This is a genomic window from Aureibaculum koreense (assembly GCF_034296135.1).
Lineage (GTDB): Bacteria > Bacteroidota > Bacteroidia > Flavobacteriales > Flavobacteriaceae > Aureibaculum.
Map to the genome: position 1 here is coordinate 63,769 of NZ_JAXKVV010000004.1, position 20,905 is coordinate 84,673.

General features: G+C 32.8%; 19 protein-coding genes. 11 read left to right on the plus strand and 8 right to left on the minus strand.

Annotated features, from left to right (window positions below; genetic code table 11):
* Nucleotides 1–87 precede the first annotated feature (87 nt).
* A complete protein-coding gene (locus tag UMM65_RS05380; RefSeq protein WP_321975461.1) occupies nucleotides 88–744 on the plus strand; it encodes a DUF4271 domain-containing protein in 657 nt (218 codons plus the stop codon).
* A gap of 120 nt (nucleotides 745–864) precedes the next feature.
* Nucleotides 865–1,611, plus strand: a complete 747-nt coding sequence (locus tag UMM65_RS05385; protein WP_321975462.1) for a uroporphyrinogen-III synthase — start codon at nucleotides 865–867, stop codon at nucleotides 1,609–1,611.
* A 77-nt stretch (nucleotides 1,612–1,688) separates the two neighbouring features.
* Here the strand turns inward: UMM65_RS05385 and recA are convergent, their stop codons facing one another.
* Nucleotides 1,689–2,693: a recombinase RecA gene (recA, locus tag UMM65_RS05390; RefSeq protein ID WP_321975463.1), complete on the minus strand. Its 1,005-nt coding sequence runs from the start codon at nucleotides 2,691–2,693 to the stop codon at nucleotides 1,689–1,691.
* Between the two features lie 120 nt (nucleotides 2,694–2,813).
* Here recA and UMM65_RS05395 point away from each other — a divergent pair, with 120 nt between their 5' ends.
* Nucleotides 2,814–4,337 carry a M20/M25/M40 family metallo-hydrolase gene (locus UMM65_RS05395; RefSeq protein ID WP_321975464.1) on the plus strand — a complete coding sequence of 508 codons (1,524 nt, stop codon included), beginning with the start codon at nucleotides 2,814–2,816 and terminating at the stop codon, nucleotides 4,335–4,337.
* Here the strand turns inward: UMM65_RS05395 and UMM65_RS05400 are convergent.
* Genes UMM65_RS05400 through rpiB form a run of 4 tightly spaced genes read right to left on the minus strand, consistent with a single transcriptional unit; the run spans nucleotide 4,334 to nucleotide 6,427 of the window.
* Entirely contained in the window at nucleotides 4,334–4,957 is a 624-nt protein-coding gene (locus UMM65_RS05400) for a hypothetical protein (RefSeq protein WP_321975465.1), read from the minus strand. The two genes, UMM65_RS05395 and UMM65_RS05400, sit on opposite strands and share 4 nt — an antisense overlap.
* 12 nt (nucleotides 4,958–4,969) lie before the next feature.
* The gene (locus UMM65_RS05405; RefSeq protein WP_321975466.1) at nucleotides 4,970–5,554 is read right to left on the minus strand and encodes an NUDIX domain-containing protein; all 585 of its coding nucleotides are present in this window, start codon (nucleotides 5,552–5,554) and stop codon (nucleotides 4,970–4,972) included.
* Nucleotides 5,551–5,994, minus strand: a complete 444-nt coding sequence (locus UMM65_RS05410; protein ID WP_321975467.1) for a GNAT family N-acetyltransferase — start codon at nucleotides 5,992–5,994, stop codon at nucleotides 5,551–5,553. Before UMM65_RS05410 ends, UMM65_RS05405 begins: the two co-directional genes overlap by 4 nt.
* Before the next feature lies 1 nt (nucleotide 5,995).
* Nucleotides 5,996–6,427: a ribose 5-phosphate isomerase B gene (rpiB, locus tag UMM65_RS05415; RefSeq protein ID WP_321975468.1), complete on the minus strand. Its 432-nt coding sequence runs from the start codon at nucleotides 6,425–6,427 to the stop codon at nucleotides 5,996–5,998.
* A 684-nt stretch (nucleotides 6,428–7,111) separates the two neighbouring features.
* Here rpiB and UMM65_RS05420 point away from each other — a divergent pair.
* From UMM65_RS05420 to tatA, 4 genes are all read left to right on the plus strand, one after another.
* Nucleotides 7,112–8,413, plus strand: coding sequence for an NHL domain-containing protein (locus UMM65_RS05420; RefSeq protein ID WP_321975469.1), 1,302 nt, complete (start codon nucleotides 7,112–7,114; stop codon nucleotides 8,411–8,413).
* A 77-nt stretch (nucleotides 8,414–8,490) separates the two neighbouring features.
* Nucleotides 8,491–10,698, plus strand: a complete 2,208-nt coding sequence (rnr, locus tag UMM65_RS05425) for a ribonuclease R (protein ID WP_321975470.1) — start codon at nucleotides 8,491–8,493, stop codon at nucleotides 10,696–10,698.
* Nucleotides 10,688–11,761, plus strand: coding sequence for a TPM domain-containing protein (locus UMM65_RS05430; RefSeq protein ID WP_321975471.1), 1,074 nt, complete (start codon nucleotides 10,688–10,690; stop codon nucleotides 11,759–11,761). The genes rnr and UMM65_RS05430 overlap by 11 nt, the downstream gene beginning before the upstream one ends.
* A gap of 104 nt (nucleotides 11,762–11,865) precedes the next feature.
* Entirely contained in the window at nucleotides 11,866–12,060 is a 195-nt protein-coding gene (gene tatA, locus UMM65_RS05435; protein WP_321975472.1) for a twin-arginine translocase TatA/TatE family subunit, read from the plus strand.
* 68 nt (nucleotides 12,061–12,128) lie between these two features.
* Here tatA and UMM65_RS05440 read toward each other — a convergent pair whose 3' ends face one another.
* A complete protein-coding gene (locus UMM65_RS05440) occupies nucleotides 12,129–13,076 on the minus strand; it encodes an SPFH domain-containing protein (RefSeq protein WP_321975473.1) in 948 nt (315 codons plus the stop codon).
* A 183-nt stretch (nucleotides 13,077–13,259) separates the two neighbouring features.
* Between UMM65_RS05440 and UMM65_RS05445 the strand changes: the two genes are divergently transcribed.
* Complete coding sequence (locus UMM65_RS05445; RefSeq protein ID WP_321975474.1) at nucleotides 13,260–13,613, plus strand: 6-phosphogluconate dehydrogenase; 354 nt, start codon at nucleotides 13,260–13,262, stop codon at nucleotides 13,611–13,613.
* A 34-nt stretch (nucleotides 13,614–13,647) separates the two neighbouring features.
* Here UMM65_RS05445 and UMM65_RS05450 read toward each other — a convergent pair whose 3' ends face one another.
* Complete coding sequence (locus tag UMM65_RS05450; protein WP_321975475.1) at nucleotides 13,648–14,553, minus strand: T9SS type A sorting domain-containing protein; 906 nt, start codon at nucleotides 14,551–14,553, stop codon at nucleotides 13,648–13,650.
* A 108-nt stretch (nucleotides 14,554–14,661) separates the two neighbouring features.
* Nucleotides 14,662–16,218 carry a glutamate--tRNA ligase gene (gene gltX, locus UMM65_RS05455; protein ID WP_321975476.1) on the minus strand — a complete coding sequence of 519 codons (1,557 nt, stop codon included), beginning with the start codon at nucleotides 16,216–16,218 and terminating at the stop codon, nucleotides 14,662–14,664.
* A gap of 73 nt (nucleotides 16,219–16,291) precedes the next feature.
* Here gltX and dinD point away from each other — a divergent pair, with 73 nt between their 5' ends.
* From dinD to ybeY, 3 genes are read left to right on the plus strand one after another with little or no spacing between them, the layout of a single operon-like run.
* A complete protein-coding gene (dinD, locus tag UMM65_RS05460) occupies nucleotides 16,292–17,131 on the plus strand; it encodes a DNA damage-inducible protein D (RefSeq protein ID WP_321975477.1) in 840 nt (279 codons plus the stop codon).
* On the plus strand, nucleotides 17,128–20,478 hold the full coding sequence (locus UMM65_RS05465) for a DUF4175 family protein (protein ID WP_321975478.1): 3,351 nt from the start codon (nucleotides 17,128–17,130) through the stop codon (nucleotides 20,476–20,478). The genes dinD and UMM65_RS05465 overlap by 4 nt, the downstream gene beginning before the upstream one ends.
* Nucleotides 20,475–20,888, plus strand: coding sequence for an rRNA maturation RNase YbeY (ybeY, locus tag UMM65_RS05470; RefSeq protein ID WP_321975479.1), 414 nt, complete (start codon nucleotides 20,475–20,477; stop codon nucleotides 20,886–20,888). The genes UMM65_RS05465 and ybeY overlap by 4 nt, the downstream gene beginning before the upstream one ends.
* The last annotated feature ends 17 nt before the right edge of the window (nucleotides 20,889–20,905 follow it).

Genomic DNA, 20,905 nt, shown 5'->3' on the forward strand with positions numbered 1-20,905 from the left:
TCATTCTATTCGTTTTTTTGAAAGTACTTAATCATTAGAAATATCCTTAATAAAATATTACTAATTTTGTGTTACTAATTTTAAGCCATGAACGAAGCAATAGAGCGTGTTGTAATTTCTAAAGATTGGATTACAATCATGCTTTTAATTTCGGTTACTTTATTGATTTTAAATAGGTTAAAGTCGAGCGACAGGTATTACAAATTAAAAAATCTGTTGGTAAACAATACGTATATTAATAGTTATTCTAAAGCCAACCCTTTACTTTTCAACTCATTCAATATCATTTTTTTATCGGTTTATATTATTGTTATTTCTTTTCTATTATTTATAGCCATCCATTTATTTGAACCTAAGGTAGCCTCTTTTGATTTTCTGTTTTACCTAAAAATTATTTTGGTTGTATGTTTTTTTATAGGATTACGCGTTGTGGCAGGTGTACTTTTGGGCGTATTATTTGAAAAAGAGCGGGTTCAAAAGTATTTTACCTTTTTAAAAACAACTTATTTGAGCAATTATAGCTTAATTATGTTACCATTGATTGCTGTTCATTTTTATTTTGAATCAGATATCTATACCTATTTTTTGTTGATTGTAGCGGTATTACTCTTTTTATATTATTACATATTATTGATCAAAAACAACCAATCTTTAGTTTTTGGAAAATCGTTTTATTTTATTTTGTATCTTTGCACGCTCGAAATTGCTCCTTTTATAATAATGACCAAAATCCTTATTATTTAAGAGCATTTTTAGAATAAAGAAAGTATTTATGTAACGCCTCGAAGATATTTAAGTTTCGATTTAAAGTTCAGGCATGCCTCTCGACTATTCGGGATGAACAATAAAAACTCAATAACTCAGATGAAAGTAAAAACCATTTTAGTTTCTCAACCAGCTCCTAGCACCAAACAATCCCCATATTTTGACTTATCTGACAAGCAAAAAGTAAAGATTGATTTCAGATCCTTTATTCATGTGGAAGGTGTACCTGCACGTGAGGTGAGAAATCAGAAAATTGATTTTTCTAAATTTACCGCTGTTATTTTTACCAGTAGAAATGCAATTAATAATTACTTTAGATTAGCAGAAGAAATGCGTTTTACAGTACCTGATGACATGAAATATTTTTGTCAATCTGAAGCTGTAGCCTACTATTTGCAGAAATATGTTGTTTATAGAAAGCGTAAAATTTATGTGGGTGAACGTACTTTTCAGGATTTGTTGAAACAGATCAAAAAACACAAAACAGAATCTTTTCTATTGCCTTCGTCGGACAAGTTAAAACCAATAGTTCCAGAATTGTTGAATGAACTTGACGTTAAATGGGAAAGGGCTATACTTTACAAAACCGTAACGAGTGATTTATCCGATTTAAAGAATGTCTATTACGATGTTTTGGTGTTTTTCAGCCCATCGGGTATAGAATCGTTGTTTCATAATTTTCCCGACTTTAAGCAGAACGAAACCAGAATAGCTGTTTTTGGAAATACTACTATCAAAGCCGCCGAAGAAGCTGGTTTACGTATAGATATTACAGCTCCGAGTAAAGAAACACCATCAATGACAATGGCTTTGGAGCATTATATAAAAAATGTAAACAAAGGATAAACCTTTGTAATTTTTGATTATTGAACAAAAAAAGCGGACAAATTCAAATGTCCGCTTTTTTTATGCTTTTTATGTAATTAATCCTTATTGATCTCTGCAAGAATTTTAGCTTCGAGCTCTTCCGCTAAATCAGGATTATCTTTAATGAGTGATTTTACCGCATCTCTACCTTGACCCAATTTAGTGTCTCCATAACTAAACCAAGAACCACTTTTTTTAACGATACCCAATTCAACACCAATATCCAATATTTCGCCAACTTTAGAAATACCTTCTCCGTACATAATATCAAATTCTGCCTGCATAAAAGGTGGGGCGACTTTATTTTTGACCACTTTTACTTTAGTACTGTTACCTACTACTTTATCGCCATCCTTAATCTGAGTTCTTCTTCTTATATCTAAACGAACAGAGGCATAAAATTTTAAAGCATTACCGCCTGTAGTGGTTTCAGGGTTGCCAAACATTACGCCAATTTTTTCACGTAATTGGTTGATAAATATAACTGTACATTTTGTTTTACTGATAGTGCCAGTAAGTTTACGTAGGGCTTGAGACATTAAACGAGCATGCAAGCCCATTTTAGAATCGCCCATTTCACCTTCAATTTCGCTTTTAGGGGTTAATGCAGCAACAGAGTCAATTACAACAATATCTATGGCTCCAGAACGGATTAAATTATCGGCAATTTCCAAGGCTTGTTCACCATGATCTGGTTGAGAGATAATTAAATTATCAATATCAACACCTAAATTCTGAGCATAAAACCGGTCAAAGGCATGTTCTGCATCTATAAATGCTGCAATACCACCAGCTTTTTGTGCTTCAGCAATAGCGTGCAATGTTAACGTCGTTTTACCAGAAGATTCTGGTCCGTAAATTTCTATAACCCTACCTCTGGGGTAGCCGCCAACGCCCAATGCGATATCCAATCCTAAAGAACCTGATGGAATAGCATCAACATCTTCAGTAACATCATCGCCCAAACGCATTACCGAGCCTTTTCCGTAAGTTTTATCTAATTTATCTAAAGTTAATTGTAACGACTTTAATTTTGCTGTTTTTTCTTTGTCTTCTGCCATAATTATGCTTAAAAATGTTTTGTAAATAAGAGAGGCTAAAATACGAAAAAGAACTTGAATTTTTATGCGATAAAAAAACAATGTTTATCTTTACTTAATTACTTCTCAATCTTTTTAAATATGAAAAAGAACTTTCTCTTTGTTTTTTTATTTTGTGGATATCTTTCTTTTGGACAATCGCTAACTAAAGAACAAATTAAAAGGTCGGCTGAACAAAAATTTCCCGAGGCGATAGTTAAGTTGAAACGTTTTTTAGAAATTCCGAATGATGGGCATTTTCCAGCACAAACTGAAGCAAATTTAGCTCATTGCAATGCCATTTTCAAAAAATTGGATTTTAATACGCAAACTATTACCACCGATGGTGTTCCCATATTATTTGCTGAAAAAATGTTTCATAAAAAAGCAAAAACCGTGTTGTTTTATTTGCAAATTGATGGCCAACCTGTGGATACCTCTGCCTGGCATCAAGAAAATCCATTTAAACCTGTACTCAAAGAAAAAGTTGGACTTAACGAATGGAAAATAATAGATTTTCCTGATCTTAATGAGGATATAAATCCTGATTGGCGGATTTTTGCCCGTTCGGCATCCGATTCCAAAGGACCTGCAATGTCATTTATTTCAGCGTTGGAAATATTGCATTCAAAAAAAATTAAACCCGCGTACAACGTAAAAGTGATAATGGATTTTCAAGAAGAAATGGGTTCGCCAACCCTTCCTCAAGCGGTAACCGACCATAAAGAACTACTTAAAGCAGATATGGTTTTGATTATGGATGGCACTAGACACGTAAGCAATCTACCCACATTGACCTATGGAGCCAGAGGCATTGCCACTGCCAAATTAAAAGTTTTTGGCCCTAGATATGCGTTGCATAGTGGACAATATGGAAATTTTGCACCTAACCCCGTGTTTGAAACGGCTAAATTATTGGGTGGATTAAAAGACGAAAGCGGGCGTGTAACCTTACCTGGATTTTATGATGGCATCACTTTGAGCGATAAAGAGAAACAAGCCATTAACAATGTGCCTGAACATCTAGATAGCATCAAAAAACGAATTGGCGTTGCTAAAGCCAATGCCGTTGGCAATACCTATCAAGAAGCGTTGCAGTATCCATCATTAAATGTTCGGGGTTTAAATGCGGGTTGGGTAGGCGAAAAAGTTAGAACTATTATACCCGCAGAAGTTATGGTAGAAATTGATATACGTTTAGTGCCAGAATCCGACGGAAAGCGTTTGATGGAATTGCTAAAAAGCTATATCCAAGACCAAGGTTATCATTTGGTAGATTCCATACCAACGGAAAAGGAGCGTCAAACCTATCCTAAATTGGCAAATTTTACTTATAAATTGGGCTCAAGACCTTTTAGAACTGAAATGGACAGCCCTATTGGTCATTTTTTAAACAAAGCACACAACAGAATTTATGGTGAAAATATAGTGAACATGAGAACTACAGGCGGCTCGCAACCTATGGCCGCATTTATTGAAACATTAGGAATCCCAGCGGTTTCAGTGCGTATTCCCAATCCTGATAATAATATTCACAGTCCTAACGAAAACTTCCGACTCGGTAATTTTTTGGAGGGGATAGAAACTTGTTTGGTAATTTTGGATGAACCTATAAAGTCAAATTAGTTTTGAACTTTTTTACTAGTTTTTAGCTCAGGAAAATGATCCAAATATATAACCGTTCCGTTTTTAGGATTTATTACCTTTTTAAAGATAAAGTAAATTAAAATAGCGGAAATTAGGCTTCCAAACACAATCGTACCTAATGTGCCCAACAATCCCGCAAAGAAATTCAACAGGTTTTTAAACAAACCTAATTTTCCGGTGCCGTGTATGGGGTTTCCGTTTTCAATGGCTTTGGCAGCTACATAAATCAAATACGAAAACAATCCCGTCGTTCCCAAACCAAGAAAATACGGATATAGTTGTTTGTATAGAGCCAGTTTTGCAATATCTATTCCGTCAAGGTTATTAATAATATAATTCTTTAAATTATCGAAAGTACTTTTATCCAACGTATAATACTGATCTTCAAAATTTTCTGATGTAAAATTAATTTCAAAATCAAGATTTTCTTCAATAAACACAAACTCTAAAATATCCTTATATTCATAATTTGCGACTCCCTTTAAATTCTTGCTTTCTATTAATAAAACCACTTTTGATTCCTCCAGTCCCTCGGTTATATATAAAGAAGTTTTATCAAAAATTAAAAAAACAGACTCGGATAATTTAAAGTGTTTCATTTTCTAAAAAAGTTAATCAAATAATTTTTCAAGAGCTGCATATTGCAGTAAAATAACCGTTTTTGCATCGTTTATTTCGCCGGTTTTAACCATTTTCAAAGCTGTGTTAAAATCATATTCCAACACTTCTATTTCCTCAGTTTCTGAATCCAGACCACCACCTTCATTAATTTTCATAGATTCGTCATATTCACCAATAAAATAATATATTTTCTCGGTAACCGCCCCTGGAGTTGAATAAATTTTAAAGACCTGTTTAACTTTATCTATTTGATAACCCGTTTCTTCCTCCGCTTCTTTTTTTACACATGTAACGGGGTCATCTTCATCTAACAAACCAGCACATACTTCAATGGACATTCCGTCATCGTTACCGTTCAAATAACTGGGCATTCTAAATTGTTTGGTTAAAATAACTGAACCTTTTTTACGATTAAACAATAAAATACAAGCTCCATCTCCCCTGTCATAGCTCTCTCTATTCTGGTTTTGCCATGTACCATCTTTTAATTGGTAATCAAAGTTGACCTTATCTAATCTGTACCAGTCATTAGATAGATTGGTAATTTTTTTTATATTGACTTTAGGGTTGTTCATTTGTTTAATACCATATAAACATGTGGAATTCCATCTTCCAAATACTCCTCTCCTACTTGTTGAAATCCAAAAGATTCATAGAATTTTTTAAGATAAACTTGTCCACCAATTTTAATTGGTGTTTTACCAAATAATTTATAAGTTTCTGTTATTGTTTTAGATATTAATTCTCTTCCTAAATGCTGTTTTCTAAAATTTTGATGCACGACTACCCTGCCGAATGCAGCTTCATTGTAATAATCACCAGGTTTAAAAATTCTTGTATAAGCAATAACATCATTATTTTCTTTACAAAAACAATGATAAGCTATTTGATCTTTATTATCTAATTCGGGATAAGGACAATTTTGTTCCACTACAAAAATATCAATACGAAGTTTTAAAATTGAATGGAATTCCTCTAATGAAAGTTCATTAAAAGTTTTTAAAAACCATTTCATTTTAACAACAAGCTATTTTATCCACTCTTTTTTGATGGCGACCTCCTTCAAAATCCATATTCAAAAATATATCTACAAAATTTATGGCTTGATGTACGGAAACAAATCTTGCAGGAATACTCAATACATTAGCATTATTGTGCTGTCTAGCTAAAGCAACCAATTCATTGTTCCAACAAAGAGCAGCCCTAATGTGCTGATGTTTATTAGCGGCCATCTGTGCCCCGTTACCGCTTCCACAGATTGTAATACCAAAGTCCGCTTCTCCATTTTCAATAGCCTTGGCTACTGGATGAATAAAATCTGGATAATCAACGCTATCATCGGTATCAGTACCAAAATTAATAACTTTAAGTCCGTTAGCTTCTAAATGTTCAACTATAGCTTTTTTGTAATCAGTACCTGCATGGTCATTACCTATTGCAATTTTCATTAGATTTAGTTTTAGTTTAAAATTCAAATTTAGCACTATTTAACTTTATGAACATTAAAAATTTGGATTGTTAATTGTTTTTTGCAATAATTTAGAAATTAGCACTTTAAATAATTGCCAAATTGTTAATCAATTATCAATTAAATCTCATAAGAATAATTTGTAATTTAATTAAAAAGATTAAGACAATTTAAAAGAATACAATTTTATAATAGTTATTAGAATTTGATGAATATTTATCAACATAAAAAATAGCACTTCTTAACTTAAAGATAAATAATTCTATCAAAAAAATAGGTTAATAACAGTTGTTAACAAGCTGGTATTATTCTCTATTATTGGTTTGATTTATAAGTACTTTATTATGTAAAAAACAACTCATATCTTGTTGATGAATATTTAAGAACTTAATATCAAAATAAAATTTAAGTTTTTTATAGCAACTATTAACAATACATAATAACAACCATTTTCTTTTTTAAAATTTCAAAAACAAAAAATATTTAATAATATAAATGTTGATAAGTAAAACTATAAGCTGTAATATTTAGGTTTTAAAACGAAAAGAACCTCATTAATAGTTGTATTTAGTACGTTTTTGCCATTTTTTTTACGATATTATTTAAAATATTGTAAATTAGCAGACTAAACTATGAATTAAGAAAATTTAAACACCCCTAAGTTATGAGAAAAAATTACATTATTTTATTACTATTAACTTTTGTGTATAACGCACAAAGTCAAACAATTACTACAGTTGCCGGTACCGGATCTTCAGGATTTTCAGGCGATGGCGGTTTAGCTACTACCGCTAAATTAAACCTACCTTTTAACTTAACTTTTGATAAGTCTGACAATATTTACATTGCAGATACTTATAATAATAGTATTAGAAGAATAGATAACGAATCAGGTATTATTACTACGGTTGTGGGTACAGCAAATAAAAAAGAAATTAGTGAATTAAAAACACCTATCGGATTAACGTTCGATAACTACAACAATTTATATGTTGCAGATCTTGCTAATTTACGAATAAGAAAAGTAAATTTAGATACAGGTAGTTCAATTACCTTGGTTGCACAAAAATCTGAAACTGAATTTCCAAATATTAACGAACCTTTAGGTGGTCCGTTTAATGTTGTTTTTGATAAACAAGGAAATCTTTATGTTTCTGTTAATGGAGATAGCAATGTTAAAAAAGTGGATTTTACTACTGGTAAAGTAACTGTGGTTGCTGGAACAGGAGAAGTTGGTTTTTCTGGAGACGGTGGTCAAGCTAGTGCTGCAAAATTAGCCAATCCAACAGGTCTGGCTTTAGATGGTAAAGGAAACATTTACATTTCTGATACCGGTAACGAGCGTATTAGAAAAGTGAACTTGTCAACAGGTGTAATTTCAACAATAGCAGGTACTGGTGAAACAGGATTTGTTGGTGAGGGCACTGACGCAACTAAAGCTCAATTAGCTAACCCTTTAGGTTTGGCAATTGATAATGCTGGAGATTTATTTGTAGTTGATAGAGGTAATAATATGGTAAGAAAGATAAATTTATCAAACGGAACAATCAGTACCGTTGTTGGTACTGGTGAAGCAGGATATTCTGGTGATGGTGAATTGGCTAAAAATGCACAATTGGCCAATCCAACAGGGTTAGCTTTTAATAATGCTGGTGAGTTATTTGTAGTTGATAGAGGTAACAACAGAATTAGAAAAATTTCTGGATTAGCGAATGCCGATACTGAAGATGCTAGTGCTGAAACCAGCATTAAAGTATATCCTAACCCAAGTACTGACAAGATCAATATTGAGTTAAAAGATAATGTTCAGCTTAAGAGCGTAGCAATGTTTAATGCTAACGGTGGTCAAGTAAAAGTACAAATGAATGATAAAACTTTGAACGTAGCTAAATTACCAAGAGGTATTTATGTACTTAGAATAGCCACATCGGAAGGATCAACAGAACAAAAGGTTGTATTAGAATAAAAAATAACAATTTAATAATCAAAAGCCTCGATTACCGTCGGGGCTTTTTTATTATATTTCGCGTAGAAAAAATAAATATGTCAAAAAAACGATTTCAATATAAAAAGAAAGGTAATGTAGTAAAGGATTTATCTGCAAAGATTTTAAAAACATTAAATAAGAATTCAAAACAATCCTTTAATTATAAACAAATTGCTGCAAAATTAGATATAACTGATGCTAACGGCAGACAACAAATAATCCAAAAACTAGAAAGTTTAAAACAAAAAGAACGCATAAAAGAAACAGATAAAGGTAAATATCAAATCATACAAAACGAACATTATCATGTTGGTATTTTAGATGTTACCTCAAATAAAAATGCCTATTTTATTTCTGATACGTTGGAACACGATGCCTTTATCCCAACCATAAATTTAAACAGAGGTTTAGATGGTGATACGGTGAAAGTTTATGTATATAGGAGAAGAAATAACGATAAATACGAAGGCGAAGTTATTGAAATTATTGAGAGGGCAAAAACGGAGTTTGTAGGTGTTTTACAACTAAGTAAAAATTTCGGATTTGTATTACCTGATAATAATAAGATGTATGCGGATATTTTTATATCTAAAAACAATATTGACGGAGCTGAAGACGGCGATAAAGTATTGGCTAAAATTACAGATTGGCCCGATAATTCTAAAAACCCATTTGGTAAAATACTCGATGTCTTAGGTAAACCTGGTGAACATGATACCGAAATTCATTCTATTTTATTGGAATATGGTCTTCCATATCAATTTCCTGAAAAAGTGGAAGAAGATGCAAGTAAATTGGTAACTGAAGTTAGTGATAAGGATATTTCTGAACGAAGGGATATGCGTAATACGCTAACTTTTACAATTGATCCTAAAGATGCTAAGGATTTTGATGATGCCCTGTCATATAAAATACTTGAAAATGGCAACTACGAAATTGGTATCCATATTGCAGATGTTTCTCACTATGTAAAACCTGATACTATTTTAAATGAAGAGGCTTATAGTCGTGCAACTTCAGTGTATTTAGTAGATAGGGTAGTGCCGATGTTACCAGAAGTGTTATCAAATGGTGTATGTTCTTTGCGTCCAAATGAAGAAAAATTAACATTTTCGGCTGTTTTTGAAATGGATGAAAAAGGACATGTTATTAAAGAATGGTTTGGTAGAACGGTTACATATTCAGACCAACGTTTTGCGTATGAAGAAGCACAGCATATTATCGAGACCAAAGAAAATACCATCCCCCAGGAAATTTCAATTACTGGAAAAAGTTATGTTGTTGATAAAGAAATAGTAAAAGCTACTTTAAAACTGGATGAACTTGCTAAAAAACTAAGAAAAAGACGTTTACAACAAGGAGCGATTACTTTTGATAGGGTCGAGGTTAAGTTTAATCTTAATGAAGATGCTGAACCTATTGGTGTATATTTTAAAGAATCTAAAGATGCCAATAAACTGATTGAAGAGTTTATGCTCTTGGCAAATAAAAAAGTAGCTGAATTTATCGGTAAAAAGAAAAACGGAACACCTACAAAAAATACGTTTATTTATAGGGTTCATGATGAACCTGATACCGAAAAACTCGCAGGTCTGCAACAGATTATCAGTAAGTTTGGATATAAAATTAATACACAAACTAAAGAAACCACTTCAGATTCCTTAAATAAATTATTAAGCGATGTTCATGGCAAACCAGAAGAAAATATGATTGAGACCTTAACTATCAGGTCTATGAGCAAAGCTATTTATACAACTGATAATATAGGACATTACGGATTGGCATTTGACTATTACAGCCATTTTACATCGCCTATAAGACGTTATCCCGATGTTATGACACATAGACTGCTACAGCACTATTTAGATGGAGGAAAATCACCTAAAGCAGAACCCTACGAAAAAAAATGCGAACACTCTTCTGAACGAGAAATGTTGGCCGCAAAGGCCGAACGTGATTCTATAAAATATATGCAGGTAAAGTATATGCAAGACCGCAAGGATGAGGAATTTTTAGGGGTAATTTCAGGTGTTACCGAATGGGGAATTTATATCGAAATTATTGAAAATAAATGCGAAGGCATGGTGCGTATTAGAGATATTAAGGATGATTATTATATCTACGACGAAAAACAATATGCATTGGTAGGACAAGCCACAAAAAATTTATATCAATTAGGTGATGAGGTTACGGTAAAAGTAAAAAATACAGACTTAGAGCGTAAACATTTAGATTTTTATTTGGTAAACGGAAATGGTGACTAAATTTAGAGTCTTTGTTGTATTATTTTTAGCAACATTTTCGGTTGTTGCACAGAATTCTTATCCAACATTAACTGAAATTGTTACTGATTCGGCTAAAATATTTTCTGATAAAGAACATATCTCCCTACGCCAAAAATTAACATATTTTGAAAGAGAAACCACAAATCAGATAGTTGTACTTACTGTTGATAATTTAAAAGGTATTTCAATATTTACGTATGGCTTGGAAACTTTTAACCAAAATAAACTTGGTCAAGCAGAAATAGATAATGGTTTATTAATTTTATTTGCCAAAACAGAAAGAGAAGTAAGAATTGTGGTTGGCGATGGTTTAGAACCTTACATAACCGACGCCTTTGCTAAAAGAATCATAGAAACTGTAATGATTCCTGAGTTTAAAAATGGTGAATATTTTAAAGGCATTGATAAAGCTACAGATAAAATTATAGAGCTTTTAAGTAGTGATGAAGCACGAGAAGAATTTGCACAAGAAATAGAAGGAAATGATAAAATACCTTGGTTTGTAAAACTGTTTATAGGTCTGTTTTTGTCAATTTTTGTTGCTGTTGGCGGAAAACTTTTATTCGATTCATATAGCAGTTTAATAGAAATATTAAGAGGTGTTCTAATTGGAAAATTAGGTTTTATAAGGTCTATTTTTATGCTATTAGGCACTCTATATGCCTCAATGTTTGGTTTGGTTTTTACACTTGTGCCGCTTGGTGGGTTCTTATTTATACTTAGTGATTTTAATACATCATATTTTAAATTTTTAACTGATGATTTAAAGCTGACAGGCATTGTTTTCGTGAGTTTGTTTTTTGGTATAGCACTTCTAATTGCTATTATAAAAATTATTATTTATGGCAAAGAAGGTTTTGGTTTTTCTTTTAATAAAACAGATTTAAAGTATTATGGCAAAACTTTTTCGTCCAAAGGTACCCATTCATTCTCATTTTCTTCTGGTTCGAGTAGTAGTTCATCTTCAAGATCTTCAAGTTCAGGAGGTTTTTCAGGAGGAGGGGGACGTTCAAGTGGAGGAGGAGCAAGTGGAAGTTGGTAATTCTGCATATGCAACAGTATTTTAAATTATAAAATAGCCTTTTAACAAATAATTATTCAGAATTCGCGTTTAATTATTACCTTTGTTTTATAAATTATTAAAAAATGATAGCAACAACAATATTTTTAGGATGGTTAGGCGGACAAGAAGTTATTATTATTGCAATAATAGTTTTATTACTTTTTGGAGGTAGAAAAATACCAGAGTTAATGAAAGGTCTTGGTGGCGGAATTAAAGAATTCAAAAAAGCTACTAAAGAAGATGAAGAGGAGAAGAATAAAGAAAAGATTACAGATTAATTTTAGAATCTGAAGCATAAAAAAGTCGCCTATAGGCGACTTTTTTTTTGCAATATTGTTATAATATTCTATTGGTCTTGTTTATCTTTTTTTTCCTTTTCTCTTTCAGCTTTTTTCATTGCTTCCCCAATTTGATTACTTGCGGTAAAAGAAGCAACCATATTATTAAGCATATCACTACCTGCTTGTGGTGAGTTAGGCAATAATATAAGGTTGGTATTCGTCTCTTCACCTATAGATTGTAATGTATCGTAATGTTGAGTTACTACAATTAAAGCGGAAGCTTCTTGTGAGTTAATTCCTACCTTATTTAATACTTCAACAGATTCTTCTAAACCACGTGCAATTTCCCTACGTTGGTCTGCAATACCTTGTCCTTGTAAACGTTTGCTTTCCGCTTCAGCCTTCGCTTTTTCTACAATTAATATTCTAGCTGCATCACCTTCATATTGAGCCGCAGTTTTTTCTCTATCTGCTGCATTAATACGATTCATAGCTGCTTTCACCTGTGCGTCAGGATCAATGTCAGTAACCAAAGTTTTAATAATGTCAAAACCATAATCTAACATAGCATCTTGTAATTCTGTTTTTACGGCAATAGCAATATCATCTTTCTTAACAAATACATCGTCCAGTTTCATTTTTGGAACTTCAGCACGCACAACATCAAATACGTAACTCGTAATTTGATCGTGTGGATATTCCAACTTATAAAAGGCATCATAAACCTTTTCTTTAATGATAACATATTGTACCGAAACTTTTAGTTTTACAAATACGTCATCCAATGTTTTGGTTTCTACGATTACGTCCAATTGCTGAATTTTTAGGCTGACCTTTCCAGCAATTCTATCAATAAATGGTATTTTTAATTGAAAACCTGAATGTCTAATGCTCTGAAACTTACCAAAACGCTCAATAATAGCAGCGGTTTGTTGCTTTACAATAAAAATTGAGGCAAAGAAAATTAATAGTAAAATAAAAATGTAGGGTATGTACCCAATATAAGCTTCCATATTTTTTTGTTTATAAGGTTAAAAAGTTTAAGCAGATAAAGTTAATGATAATTCCGTATTTTTGGTAGGATAAAATGAAATAAAGAAGCCCATGATGGCTATTTATTTATCCCAAAGCATATTAAGAAGGATTAACGACACTCAAAGGTTTGAAAAACAAAAGATTATAAAAAATATAATTGAATGAAAAAAATTGTTGGAATTATTGTCTCTATAGCATTTGTATTGCTTATTGGGTATTTTTTAGTGGTATACTATGCCACTTTTAGTAATGGCTATAGATCAGGTGAATTAATTAAAATAACACACAAAGGTGTCATTTTTAAAACTTGGGAAGGCGAAATCAGTCAAGGAGTATCAGAATCGCAACATTTTAGTTTTTCTGTGGAAAGCTCTGAAAAAGAAGTGATTCAGCGATTAAAAGATATGCAGGGTCAACATGTAAAGCTGACCTACAAAGAGCGTTTTGCCACTTTTCCATGGTTGGGAGATACCAAATACTTTATTACCGAGGTGGAAAAAACAAAGCCTGATTAAACCCCGAAAGGGTTCAAAAACTTTTCGGGGTCACTCAATTCACAATTATTTTCTTAACAGTACTTCCTCTGTCGGATTTCAACTTTATAAAATATAATCCGCTTTGAAGCGAAGTAATATTTAGATTGTTATTTTTACTAATCTGTTTAAATTCTTTTACTTTTTGTCCATTTACACTGAATATTTCAGCTTTCTCTAAAATATGAGTGCCAATATTGTTAATTGATATTTCCCCATTACTAGGATTAGGATAAACAGAAACAGCTCTTTCCAATTCGTCATCATCAGTAGATAATACTTTTAGAAACGTAAATTTAAAAGTACCCACAATTTGGTCAGAGAATGGAGCAGTATCTTCCAAACTGAACATATTTACTGCTGGGTCGGTATTGCTATTGCTTGAACCGTAAGTTGTACCGTTATCCGTGCCCGCATCAGAAGCATAAACTTCTAAAGATAGTTCTTGAAGCCAATTATTGCTGGCATCAGTGAGCTTTACACTATTTACTTGTGCCACCCAATCAGGACTAGGAGCGATCATGGTAATTAAACTGACCAATGGAAAATTGGCATCAATTTCAACATCGTCAATAGTAATTGTGCCTGGTCCAGTACTTAAACCACTACCTTTTATCAATTTATAAGTTGTATTATTAGAAATGGCCGTAGCTATTTCGTTTTCAATTGTGGAAGTAGCTCCCGTTTCTGCAACTTGCTCAACACCATCCGTAGCTAACTGACCAATATTAAAAAAACTAATTGAGGCATTATGACTAGCACCAACCAATGGCGACCAATGTGCAGAACCAGAAGGGTATTGATTGGGATGTGTAGTAGAACTCCAGTTACTTATAAATTCAATTTTATAAGAAACTTTTTGTGCGTTGAGGGGGACTAAAAAAAGTAAAAAAAGACCAATAGAAAGTAATTTTTGAAACATAGTTTGAGAAGTTAAAACGTTTATTTAACAATAGACGCACTAACTTTCAATTACTTACAAAAACCTGTGAGGTCTTATTGCGTTCTAAGTTTCCCTCCTGAGGAGGGACTAAGGGAGGCTTTTCACAGCTTTTTCAACCCTGTTGATTGTCTCCTCTTTTCCAATCAACTCCATTATATCGAACAAATGTGGGCCTTGCACAGCACCTACCAAACTTAAACGCAATGGCTGCATAACTTTGCCAAAACCCACTTCTTTTCTCGTAATCCACTCTTTTACAGTAGTTTCTATGTTTGGTGATGAGAACTCATCAATAGGATTAAGTACCGCAACTAGTTCATTCATCAATTCTGGAGTATCTTCTTTCCATTGCTTTTTGGCTTTTTCGTCATAAGAAGTTGGGGCAACAAAGAAGAAACTACCTAATCGCAATAAATCTGAAACAAAAACGGCTCGTTCTTTAATCAATGAAATAACTTTTTTGATATAATTTTTATCATCCAAATGTTTTGCAATTTTATTGATCGATTCCATTAAAATGGGATTCGATTTAATCGCTAACACATGAGCAGAGAATAAATCAGCTAATTCATCATCACTTTTTAATTGTAAGTACTGCTGATTGAACCATTTAGTCTTATCAGGATTAAACTTTGCACCCGCTTTGCTTACATGTTCCAAGCTAAATGCTTCGATCAGCTCATCCAAAGAATAGATTTCTTTTTCTGTGCCCTCGCCTTCGTTCCACCCCAGTAATGCCAACATATTAACAACGGCTTCAGGGAAATAACCATCTTCTCTATAACCACGCGAAACTTCGCCGTTATTACGCCATTCTAATGGAAAAACAGGGAAACCAAGCTTATCACCATCACGTTTGCTTAATTTACCTTTGCCTTCAGGCTTTAAAATCAACGGTAAATGTGCAAATTCCGGAGCATCCCAACCAAAAGCCCTGTACAATAGAACGTGCAATGCCAAAGACGGCAACCACTCTTCACCACGAATAACATGGCTGATTTCCATCAAGTGGTCATCTACAATATTAGCCAAATGGTAAGTTGGCATACCATCCGATTTAAACAAAATTTTATCGTCCAGTACATTGGTATCAATGGTTATCTCTCCTCTAATGATGTCATTCAGCACCAAAGTTTCATTTTCGGGCGATTTAAAACGAACTACGTAGTTTTCACCAGTTTCAATACGTTTTTTTACCTCATCATTGGTTAAAGTAAGCGAATTGTCCAATTTTAAACGGTTATGCCAGTTATAAATAAAGGTTTTACCCCTAGCTTCATGGTCTTTTCTATGAAAATCGAGTTTTTCAGCAGTGTCAAAAGCGTAATAAGCATTGCCCGAAGCAACCAAATTATCAATATGTTCTTTATACTTGTCCTTTCGTTCCGATTGTCGGTAAGGCCCGTGGTTTCCACCAATTTCAGGACCTTCATCAAAAGGAATATTGAGCCAATTCAATGCGTTAACAATGTACTTTTCGGCACCTTCTACATAACGATTTTGGTCTGTATCTTCAATTCGTAAAATAAAAGTTCCCTTGTGTTTTTTAGCAAATAAATAATTGAATAATGCCGTTCTAACACCGCCAATATGTAATGGTCCAGTTGGGCTAGGGGCAAATCGTACACGTACTTTGTTAATCATTTCGTTAAAATTAGGTTGCAAAGATAGTATTTGACAATGAAAATGCTATTTTTATGGTCTATAAATAGATTTTATGAAAAGGGAGATTATAAAAAATATGACAGATAATTTTGAAAGTCATTCTCGAACAACAGACAAGAATATTGAGTTTTGGTTTGCTCGTGATTTACAACAGCTTTTAGGATATTCGGAATGGAGAAATTTCACAAAAGTTTTAGTTAAAGCAAAAATTTCTTGTGAAGTATCGGAAAATAAGGTCTTAGACCATTTTGTTGACGTCAACAAAATGGTCAAATTAGGATCGGGAAGTGAAAGAGAAATTGATGATATAATGCTCACTAGGTTTGCATGTTATTTGATAACCCAAAATGGTGATCCGCAAAAAGAGCAAATTGCTTTTGCACAAAATTATTTTGCTATACAAACTAGGAAATACGAATTAATTGAGAAAAGAATTAATGATTGGGAAAGGTTACAAGCGAGACAAAAACTTACGCTGTCAGAAAAAGAACTATCAAATTTAATATATGAAAAGACTGGAAATGATAGAAACTTTGGACTGATTAGAAGTAAAGGAGACCAAGCTTTATTCGGAAAATCAACTTTACAAATGAAGAAGCAACTAGGCATTCCAAAAGGAAGGGCTTTGGCAGATTTCCTACCTACAATTACAATTAAAGCAAAAGATTTTGCAACTGAAATCACCGTTTTTAATACTAAAGAAAGAAATTTATCTTCAGAACGAAGTATTTCAGCAGAGCATATTACGAATAATAGAGGTGTCAGAAAGCTATTGTTAGACAGGAAAATAAAGCCAGAAGAATTACCACTAGAAGAGGATATAAAAAAATTAGAGAGAAAAGCTAAATCTGAATCCAAAAAGCTTGGAAATAATCCTGAAAAACTAACTTGAAGAATTTCAACAACATACAACAAAAATTACAACAGTTCATAAAAAAGTACTACACCAATGAACTGATTAAAGGGCTAATTCTGTTTGCCTCTTTCGGGTTGTTGTATTTTCTTATAACGGTATTTATTGAGTACTTTTTGTGGTTGCCACCAACGGCCAGAAGTGTTTTATTCTTCGTTTTTATTGCGGTAGAGTTGGGGTTGCTCATAAAGTTTATCGCCATTCCGTTAGCAAAATTATTCGGATTGCAGAAGGGCATTTCCTTATCGGATGCCTCATCGATTATAGGCAAACATTTTCCCGAAGTTGATGATAAATTGTTGAATGTGTTGCAATTGAATCAAAATAAAGATCAATCTGAGCTGTTATTGGCAAGTATTGAGCAGAAATCGGCAAGCTTACAACCTATTCCGTTCAAAAAAGCCGTTAATTTCAAGGGAAATGTCAAGTATTTAAAATATTTATCCATTCCGTTGTTAATTTGGGCATTTACTGCCCTTTCAGGTAATAATTCTATTTTTAATGATAGTTTTAATCGTGTTGTGGACTATAAAACTGCTTACGAACCGCCCGCACCTTTTGCTTTTATCGTGCTGAACGATAAGTTGCAAAATATTGAAGGTCAACCCTTCGAATTGATCGTTGCCACAGAAGGAAAAGTAGTTCCAGAGAATGTAACCATTCACTTTAACAATGAAAGTTATATGTTAAAGGATATCAATGGCAATTTTTCTCACCAATTCAATAATCTTAAAGAGCCTATTGAGTTTTATTTAGAGGCAAATAATGTACGTTCCAAACCCTATCAGTTAGAAGTTTTAGAAACACCAAATGTAACGGGATTTGAAATGTATATGAATTATCCTGCTTATACCGGTAAAAAAGACGAACTCATAAAGAATACTGGAAATGCTGTAATTCCGGAAGGCTCAACAATTACATGGAATATTACAACGAAAGCAACGGATTCTATGAAATTTGTCTCAGGAAAAAGCGATGCTTTTACGTTAAAATCGGATAATAATTTTTCAATTTCGAAACGTGTTCATAACGATTTGAATTATCAGATAACGACATCCAACAAGAATTTGAAAAATTATGAAAAACTGAATTATGCTATTCAGGTTATAAAGGATGAGCATCCAAAAATTGAGGTTAAGTCGGATATTGATTCTATCAGTAGAGGCCCAGTCCAGTTTGTGGGTCAATTAAGCGATGATTATGGACTTAAAAAGTTACAATTGGTGTATTACAGCGAGAATGATGAAAAATCTGCCAAAAAAGTGGCGATTGACATCAATAAATCCACTTTTGAGGAGTTTTATTACATTTTTTCGCCCGAAATGCTAAAAATTGAGTCTGGAAAGACATATAATATGTATTTTGAAGTGTATGATAATGATGGTGCAAATGGTAGTAAAGTAACGAAAAGTCAAGTGTTTAGCTATTATAACAAAACCAAACAAGAAATCACGGACGATTTACTCAAAGAACAAAAACAAAACTTAGAAGAGCTCAATAAAACAAATAAGGATAGTGAAAAACTTAATAAAGATTTAGATGAATTCTCAAAAAAATTGAAAAAGAAATCTGATTTGAATTGGAATGATAAAAAGGAGTTTGACCAATTTTTAAAGAGGCAAGAGCAGTATAAGCAAATGCAAGAAAAGCATACTGAAAATCTAAAAGAGAATTTAGACGAGCAAGAGCAAAATGACGAAAATCAAACTATAAAGGATAGAAAAGAAGAACTGAAAAAAAGGATTGAAGAAGCTCAAGAACTTCAAGAAAAAAATGATTTGTTAGAACAGTTAAAAAAAATGTCCGAGAAATTGGAAAAGGAACAGATGTTAGACAAATTGGACAAGCTAACAGAACAGAATAAGCAAGAAAAAAAGACTTTGGAGAGGTTGTTGGAAATGTCCAAACGTTTTTTTGTAGAGAAGAAAGCGGCTCAGATTACCAAAAAATTAGATTCACTATCTAAAAAGCAAGAGGAGCAATCTGAAAATGAAAACAGTAAACCAGAAGACCAAGAAAACCTTAATAAAGATTTTGAAGAGATAAAAAAGGATTTTGAAGAACTAAGAAAGCAAAATAAAAATTTGGCTCAACCAATGAAATTTCCTGAAACTAAAAACGAAGAAAAGGCCATAGAAGAGGAGATGAAAAAGGCTGAAGAGGATCTTAAAGAAGCAGAAGAAGAATCCAAAAATTCTGAAAAGAGCAACGAGGAAAAAAATCTTTTAAAAGAAGAAAAGAAAAAATCAGCGGCAAAAAAACAAAAATCAGCGGCAAAAAAACAAAATGAACTAAGCAAAAAAATGGGAGGTGCTATGATGGAAATGCAAGGTGAAATGTTACAAGAAAACATAGACGACCTTAAATCCATTTTAGAGAATTTGTTAACTTTTTCTTTTGACCAAGAACAATTGTTAATGTCTTTTGATGGCATTGATGCAAGTCATGCCGAATTTCCTAAAAAGCTAAAAAAACAACAAATTATCAAAGAGAATTTTGAGCATATTGACGATAGTTTATATACACTTTCCTTAAGAGTACCACAATTGACCTCTAAAATTCAGGAAGATCTGACAAATGCTCATTACAATTTGGATAAATCGTTAGAACATATTGCGGAGAATCAAATTCAATCAGGCAGATCCAATCAACAATACACCATGACGGCCGCAAACAACTTGGCAGATATGTTGAGTGATATGTTAAATAACATGCAAAATAGCAGTTCTGGAGAGGGAAAATGCAAAGGAAGTGGGAATGGTTTGGGTAATAGTTCTGGAGGTGATGGATTTCGTTTACCAGATATCATCAAAAAGCAAGGTGAATTAAAAAAGAAGATGGAAGAGGGTATGAAAAAGGGTGAGGGCGAACCAAAAGAAGTAGAAGACTGTAAAAAAGGAAAAGAACAAATGAGCGGCGAACAATACCAAATTTATCAAGAGCAAAATGCTTTAAAAGAAGCCTTAAAGGAAATGATGGGTAAAGAAGGGAAAGGCGGATCTCAAGGACAAAAGGCCATAAAGCAAATGGAAGCTTTGGAAAAACAATTGTTAGACAAAGGTTTTAACAGAAGTGTTTTACGAAAAATGCAACAATTAGAGCATGAATTGTTAAAATTAGAGGATGCTCAATTGGAACAGGGGAAGGACAATAAGCGAAAATCTGAAACCAACGTCAAAACGTTTGAGAAGAAAACGATACCAAAAATTAAAGGAGAAAAACTTTTCTTTAATAAAGATGAAATTCTAAACCGTGAACCTTTGCCTTTACGTAATAATTATAAAAAGAAAGTGCAACAGTACTTTAAAGAACCTGTTAAGGAATGATTGAATATAATTATCAAAAGGAATTTGAATTCGGGGATAAAAATGCTGTAAGTAATTGGATATCAGATACAATAGCGGCCGAAAGTCATAAAGAAGATGCAATAAATTACATTTTTTGTGATGATAGCTACCTACTTGAATTGAATGTTAAACACTTGAAACACAATACTTTAACTGACATTATCACTTTTAATTACAACCTTGGCAAAGTTATTAGTGCCGACATTTTTATTTCAATAGACAGAATTATTGAAAATGCCAATAAATTTGAGGTAACATTTAATGACGAATTGCACCGTGTGATGATCCATGGCATCCTACATTTATGTGGCTACAAAGACAATACAGAAGATGAAAAGGCACTTATGCGAAAGAAAGAGGATTATTACTTATCTTTGCGGGCTTTCTAATAATGTCATTCCTGAGA